Source organism: uncultured Streptococcus sp. (assembly GCF_963521255.1).
Classification (GTDB): domain Bacteria; phylum Bacillota; class Bacilli; order Lactobacillales; family Streptococcaceae; genus Streptococcus.
This window is the reverse complement of record NZ_CAUQTU010000010.1, coordinates 61,805-68,140: the sequence shown is the minus strand read 5'-3', so window position 1 is coordinate 68,140 and position 6,336 is coordinate 61,805. Positions and strand designations below refer to the sequence as shown.

At 39.3% G+C, this 6,336-nt stretch carries 6 protein-coding genes; 1 reads left to right on the top strand and 5 read right to left on the bottom strand.

From position 1 onward, the window contains the following. Positions 1–1,616 (top strand): Rib/alpha-like domain-containing protein (locus RWP09_RS07895; RefSeq protein WP_314436202.1); only part of this gene is annotated, 1,616 nt, incomplete at its 5' end. 113 nt (positions 1,617–1,729) lie between these two features. On the opposite strand, the gene lysS is transcribed toward RWP09_RS07895, so the two are convergent. The 5 genes from lysS to RWP09_RS07870 form a co-directional block, all read right to left on the bottom strand. After that, positions 1,730–3,220: a lysine--tRNA ligase gene (gene lysS, locus RWP09_RS07890; protein ID WP_314436199.1), complete on the bottom strand. Its 1,491-nt coding sequence runs from the start codon at positions 3,218–3,220 to the stop codon at positions 1,730–1,732. Positions 3,221–3,357: 137 nt separating this feature from the next. Next, positions 3,358–3,975, bottom strand: coding sequence for a histidine phosphatase family protein (locus RWP09_RS07885; protein ID WP_314436194.1), 618 nt, complete (start codon positions 3,973–3,975; stop codon positions 3,358–3,360). Next, positions 3,972–4,457, bottom strand: a complete 486-nt coding sequence (locus RWP09_RS07880; RefSeq protein WP_314436192.1) for an aminoacyl-tRNA deacylase — start codon at positions 4,455–4,457, stop codon at positions 3,972–3,974. Before RWP09_RS07880 ends, RWP09_RS07885 begins: the two co-directional genes overlap by 4 nt. After that, a complete protein-coding gene (locus tag RWP09_RS07875; protein ID WP_314436190.1) occupies positions 4,457–5,299 on the bottom strand; it encodes a DUF368 domain-containing protein in 843 nt (280 codons plus the stop codon). The genes RWP09_RS07880 and RWP09_RS07875 overlap by 1 nt, the downstream gene beginning before the upstream one ends. Before the next feature lie 94 nt (positions 5,300–5,393). Then, positions 5,394–6,194 (bottom strand): glycoside hydrolase family 25 protein, encoded by an 801-nt coding sequence (locus tag RWP09_RS07870; RefSeq protein WP_314436187.1) that lies wholly within the window; start codon positions 6,192–6,194, stop codon positions 5,394–5,396. Positions 6,195–6,336 lie beyond the last annotated feature (142 nt).

Here is a 6,336-nt window from a genome sequence, read left to right as displayed (position 1 = left end):
AGGTTACTAAGGTTGAAAATATTCCAGACTTAACAACTCCAGGTAAGAAGGATCCAGTTAAAGTAACGATTGAATTACCAAATGGTAAAGTGATCACAGTGGATGTTCCGGTAACTGTAACGCCAGTTACACCAATTGAAACACCAGTCACAAAAGACAAACTGACTCCAGAGGATATCTTAAAACAAATTAAAGTCCCAGAAGGAGCAACTACTAAGGTTGAAAACATTTCAGACTTAACAACTCCAGGTAAGAAGGATCCTGTAAAAGTGACGATTGAATTGCCAAATGGCAAAGTTGTGACTGTAGAAATTCCAGTAACTGTAATTCCTATTGAAGATATTGTTAAAAAACAAGGTGATCCAATTACTACTGAGGATGTTGAAAAACACATTCCAAAAGGAGCAAAAATTATCTCAATTGGTGACAAACCTTCAACAGATATTTCAGGTGAAAGACCAAGTATTCCAGTTGTTATCGAGTTACCAAATGGAATTCGAGTAACTGTAAATATTCCGGTAATCGTAACACCAAAAGTAACACCAGTAGTAGTTCAAGTAGGAACACCAGTTACGCCAGAAGATGTTCAGAAACATATTGAATTACCAAATGGATGGAAGGTAACAAAAGTAGGAGAAATCCCAACAACATCAACACCAGGAACAAAACCTGTCGTTCCAGTAGAGATTGAATTACCAGATGGTCGTAAGATTACTGTCGATGTACCAGTCATCGTTACTCCAACTGTAAGACAAATTGTTGTACCACAAGGAACACCAATCACACCAGACGATGTGAAAGGACATATTGATCTTCCAAAAGAACCAGGATGGGAAATTGTCGAAGTAGGAGAAATCCCAACAACAATTCCTGCTGGAGTGAAACCAAGCGTTAAAGTGAAGATTAAAGTTCCAACTGGAGAAATTGTTGAAGTAGAAGTACCAATCATCGTAACACCGAAAGTAACTCCTATTGTAGTGGAAGTTGGAACACCAATTACGAAAGAGGATGTTATTAAGAAAGTAGGTTTACCAGAAGGATGGGAAATTGTTGAAGTCGGAGAAATTCCAACAACTGAAACACCTGGAGCAAAACCAGTTGTTAAGGTAAAAGTTAAATTACCTGACGGTCGTATTATTACAGTGGAAGTTCCTGTAACAGTAACACCTAAATCACAAAATGGTGGAGGAGTCATTTCTCAAAATGGCGATTCAACTGTTCAGATTGTAACGGAATATCTTGATGAAAATGGTAACAGAATTACTTCAGATAAAGAAGGAAAACACAATCCAATAGAGTTGGAAGGATACGAATTTAGTCATTCAACAACGGATGCTAAAGGAAATACCCTACATCACTATAAGAAAGTGAAAAAACCAATCAATCAAGAGCAATCAAGTGCTCCAGAGACTCCTACAAGTCCAGAAAAACCAGTAGCTACTCCAGTTCAGACAAGTTCTACAGATTCTCAACAAGTAGCTGAAACAACCGTATCCAATAACAAGAAGGAATTACCAAATACTGGTACAGAAGATAAGGCTGGTCTAGCTAGTCTTGGACTTCTTGGGATGTTGGGTGCATTCGGACTTGTAGCTCGTAAGAAAAAAGAAGACTAAGAAAGAAAAACTTCCTTTCTAAAGTTCAATAGAAAAATAGACTGAGGTGAAAACTTCAGTCTATTTCTTTTGGCTATGAAAAAATCCCCTGGCAAGTACCAGAGGATAAGAATTTATTTCATTGTTGGGAAGAGCAATACATCACGGATAGTGGTTGTATCAGTGAGGAGCATGCAGAGACGGTCGATACCGATTCCCAAACCACCTGTTGGTGGCATACCATATTCAAGGGCTTCAATGTAGTCGTAGTCGATACCTGTCGCTTCATCATCACCAAGTTCTTTAGCTTTGGCTTGAGCTTCGAAACGGCTAAGTTGGTCGATTGGGTCGTTCAACTCAGTAAAGGCATTACCGTACTCCTTAGTCATGATAAAGAGTTCAAAACGGTCAGTAAAGCGTTCGTCTTCAGGATTTTTCTTAGCTAGTGGAGATACAGCTACTGGATGTCCATAGACAAAGGTTGGTTGGATTAAGGTTTCTTCAACAAACTCTTCAAAGAAGGCATTGATGATGTGGCCAACTTCAGTGTAGTGTTTCTCAACTGGAACTTTCTTCTCAGCAGCGATAGCTTTGGCTTCTTCCAAGGTCATGTCTTGCCAGAAATCTACACCAGTAATTTCTTTGATAGCATCCACCATGTGAACACGTTTAAATGGTTCGTTGATTTTGATTTCAGTACCTTGATAGTTAACTGGACCATTGCCTTTAACTGATTTAGCAGCATGTTGGATAATACCTTCGGTCAAGTCCATGATGTCTTGGAAGTCTGCATAAGCTTGGTAGACTTCGATAGAAGTAAATTCAGGGTTATGAGTGGCATCCATTCCTTCGTTACGGAAGATACGTCCGATTTCATAGACACGTTCCATACCACCCACGATAAGGCGTTTTAAGTGAAGCTCAGTCGCGATACGAAGTACCATGTCAATGTTTTGGGCATTGTGGTGGGTGATAAATGGACGGGCAGCAGCACCACCAGCTTCGTTGTGAAGAACAGGTGTTTCCACTTCAAGGAAACCTTTTTGATCAAGGTAACGACGGATTTCAGAAATGATTTTTGAACGAGTGACAAAACGCTCGAAGCTTTCGCGATTCGAAATCAAGTCTAGGTAACGTTTACGGTAAATTGTTTCAACGTCTGTCAAACCGTGGAATTTTTCTGGAAGTGGACGAAGAGCCTTAGACAAGTGAGTGATGTGGGTTGCCTTGATAGAGAGTTCTCCCATATCTGTACGCATCACTTCGCCTTCGACACCAAGGAAGTCACCAAGGTCTGCTTTTTTGAAGATTTCGTAGTTTTCTTCGCCGACAGCATCCTTACGAACGTAGATCTGGATTTGACCTTCGCGGTCTTGAAGGTGGGCAAATCCAACTTTACCTTTACCACGTTTGGTTACCAAGCGTCCTGCGATAGTAGCTGTTTCATTTTTATCATGTAATTGTTCTTTATCAAGCTCAGCAAATTTATCTTTTAATTCTTGTGAATTTGCAGTGCGTTCAAAGCGTTTTCCGAAAGGATCGATTCCTTGTTCACGAAGCGCAGCCATTTTTTCACGGCGAACGATCTGCTGGTCATTTAGTTCTTCCATATGTTCTGTTGACATGGGATCCTCCTAGTTTTACTCAAAATTGAATACGATGAGTCATTTTTTGCGATACTCCCATTTTATCATAAATAAGCAAGAAATTCACGGATAATCTTTCAAAACTAAAAAGAACTTGACGCTAAAATCAAGTTCTGTTATTGATAGGAAGTATCATTCCAAGTATCGAGTGTAAATGCTTCAAAATCATGGGTTTCTAGAATGGTTAGGCTGGTATTTGCTAGACCGCCATCTTTACGAAGAAGTGGTTCTTTATAGCCTAGAAGAGTACGAAGACTGGCAGTAAGATTAGCACCGTGGCCGACAATTAGAATACGATTAGCCGGACTATCTTTCAATGATTTGATAAATTGGATGGTCCGTTGCGTGGTGCTATAGAGGGATTCGGCTCCGAACATTTGAGTGTCAAACTTGGCAAGATTAGATCGGAAAGCTTTGATTTGTTGCGGGTAAATAGCTTCCAAGGTTGCGACTTTTAAACCTTCCAACTTCCCCAGCTGCCATTCACGGAGATTAGGAACACTTTCTAAAGGACAGGGGGTCTGGAGTTGACTTTGGATAATTTCAGCAGATTTGATCGCTCGAGGTAAATCACTTGAATAAATCTGATCAAAAGGAACATCCTTGAGATATTGGCCAAGTTGTTTTAAGGTTTCAATGGATTCAGGAAGAAGGGGAGAATCTCCACTAGCACCTTGAAAGCGTCCTTCCTGGTTCCAAAGGGTACGGCCGTGGCGGACAAAGTAGAGTTTCATTCTTGGTTGCCCTCCAAGATATCTGCAAAGTCAGCTTTTACAAAGTTAGCCAAGTCTTGTGGAGCGACGATAATGCTGTGACCAACTTCCCCAGCAGAGACAATCATTTGATCCAAGTCTAGAGCGATTTTATCGATAAAAATGGGGTAATTGTGTTTCTGACGAATTCCGACAGGATTATTGGCTCCATGAATGTAACCAGTTGTTTTTTCCAAATCCTTTTGTGGAATCATGCTCACTTTTTTATTGCCAGAAATTTTGGCTAGTTTCTTTTCCGACAAGTGTTGAGTGATAGGCACAATTCCGATAATCGGTCCTGTTTTATCTCCCAAAAGAGCCAAGGTTTTGAAAATCTGATCTCGTTCATAACCTTGAGGAAGCTCTCCTTCCAGGGCATTGATTTGAATTCCCTGATGTGGGATACCTGCTTTAGACAGAATTTGTTCCACCAATGTTTTTTTGATTTTTACTTTTTTTGCCATTATTTATACTTATCCTCCAATTGGCTCATCCAAATACCAAGCCAGATTCCTAGAGCAAAGAAGAAGGCAATGATGACATAACCGACATGTGAAAGTCCCATGTATTGGATACTTTCAGCGTTTCCTGCATTTGGAATCAAAATCAAAAGAGTACTTGATAAGACGATTCCGATGATGAAATGATAGACGCGTGAGTGGTAGTTGTTTAAGGCATAATCCATCAATTTTGAAAAAATGATAAGAGTTGCACCTGCTCCGATTCCAATTGGGAAGAAGGTTCCCAAGAGGTCAAAGGTTTTAAAACCAGTCAACATAGGAGCATAGAGTCCCAAAATCAAAAGTAGATTTGATGGACTGAGACCAGGAACCAATACACCAAGAGCCAATAGTGCACCTGCTAGGACGAAGTTAAGAAAGCTGGCGCTTAAGGTTCCAACAACAAAATTTAAGGCATAGAGACCTAGTCCAGAAATGATAAAGGTTACCCAGAACCAAGCTAGATCAATCTTGTCTCGGTCAGATTCTCGAGTTGATTCTTTGAGGAGGCTAGGAACAGTACCAATGATGGCACCTGCAAAGCTCCATAAGACAAAGACTTGATAATTTTCAAGCAGGTATTCAATCGGGTAAGAAAATAAGCCGATTCCCAGAAGCATACCGATGGCAACGGGAATAAAGTACAAAACATTTTCTTTAAAGTCTTTAAAGGGATGGGCTAGAAAGCCAATCATTCGTTCATAGATTCCTAGGATTGCTGCTAGAACCCCTCCGGAAATCCCCGGTAGAATAAATCCAAGAGCAATGACAATCCCTTTAATAATACGTGCTAACCATGAGAGCATATTTTTCCTCCAACTATTTCTATTTCAAAAAATCCTTACTATATTGTATCACAATCAAACACAAAAAGAAAAAGCAAATGATAAACAAATGCTTTTAAGGTTTTAAAAAGATTTTTCTAAAGGTTTCTTCTTTATTTTTTAGGGAAGAGATAACGTTGATATCCAAATCGTGATCAAATCCAGCAATTTTTCCTTTAGAAGTGTACTGATGAATGTCGTAATCTAAATCAGTCTTAGGAGTAGCTTCGTAAAATCCTGAGTCAGAACCATAGGAAGGAATCCAAACAGACGTAAACTTGTCTGTATCAATACTGTGTTCTTCCATGAAGTAGACTCCGACGTAGATGCCGATATTTTTAGCACCTAGTGATTCTAGTTTTGCTCGAAAGGCTTCAACACCTTCGTTCATATTGGACATGGTTTTGTCTTCCACATCTAGCCAGTAGTAGCTAGGGCTGTATGGCGATGAAGTGTTATAAAAAACTTCAGCGGCCTTTTCCATTTCTTGGACATTTTTTCCAGCTACATAGGCATAGACACCAACTGGGACATTTCGTTTTTGAAACTCAGTGATATGGGTTTTAAAGGCCTTATCTACCCCATTAACAAAGGAAGCATCGTTTTCTTTTGAAGACTGAGCTCCGCTATGAACACGAACAATAGCTCCAGAAATGTTTTGAGACAGAGTATCATAATTTATTTCCTCAGGACGTTGCCAACCAGAAACATCAATCACCGGTTTATCTATATTATGTAGCGCTTGCGTTTCTACTTGCGCGATATTTGACTTTGTTTTTACAGGATGGTCCTCAAAACGAGGGCGATTCAGGATTAAAATGAAAATTATAATCCCAAAAAAACCAAATAAAATAAGCGGATTAATTTTCTTTCTCATATCTCATAATTTTACCTTAAAAATGAAAAAAAATCAAAAAAAATACTCAAAAAATGGGTTAAGGAAAGGACTTTAGAGCATTTTTTCATTCAAGAGCGCGGAATGATTTGAAATATGGTATAATAAAAGGGAATTTCTAGAG

What these genes read in the sequence shown, in the direction of transcription:
- RWP09_RS07880 (WP_314436192.1), bottom strand. Translation starts at nt 4,457, where the DNA reads ATGGCAAAAAAAGTAAAAATCAAAAAAACATTGGTGGAACAAATTCTG.
- RWP09_RS07875 (WP_314436190.1), bottom strand. Translation starts at nt 5,299, where the DNA reads ATGCTCTCATGGTTAGCACGTATTATTAAAGGGATTGTCATTGCTCTT.
- RWP09_RS07870 (WP_314436187.1), bottom strand. Translation starts at nt 6,194, where the DNA reads ATGAGAAAGAAAATTAATCCGCTTATTTTATTTGGTTTTTTTGGGATT.
- lysS (WP_314436199.1), bottom strand. Translation starts at nt 3,220, where the DNA reads ATGTCAACAGAACATATGGAAGAACTAAATGACCAGCAGATCGTTCGC.
- RWP09_RS07885 (WP_314436194.1), bottom strand. Translation starts at nt 3,975, where the DNA reads ATGAAACTCTACTTTGTCCGCCACGGCCGTACCCTTTGGAACCAGGAA.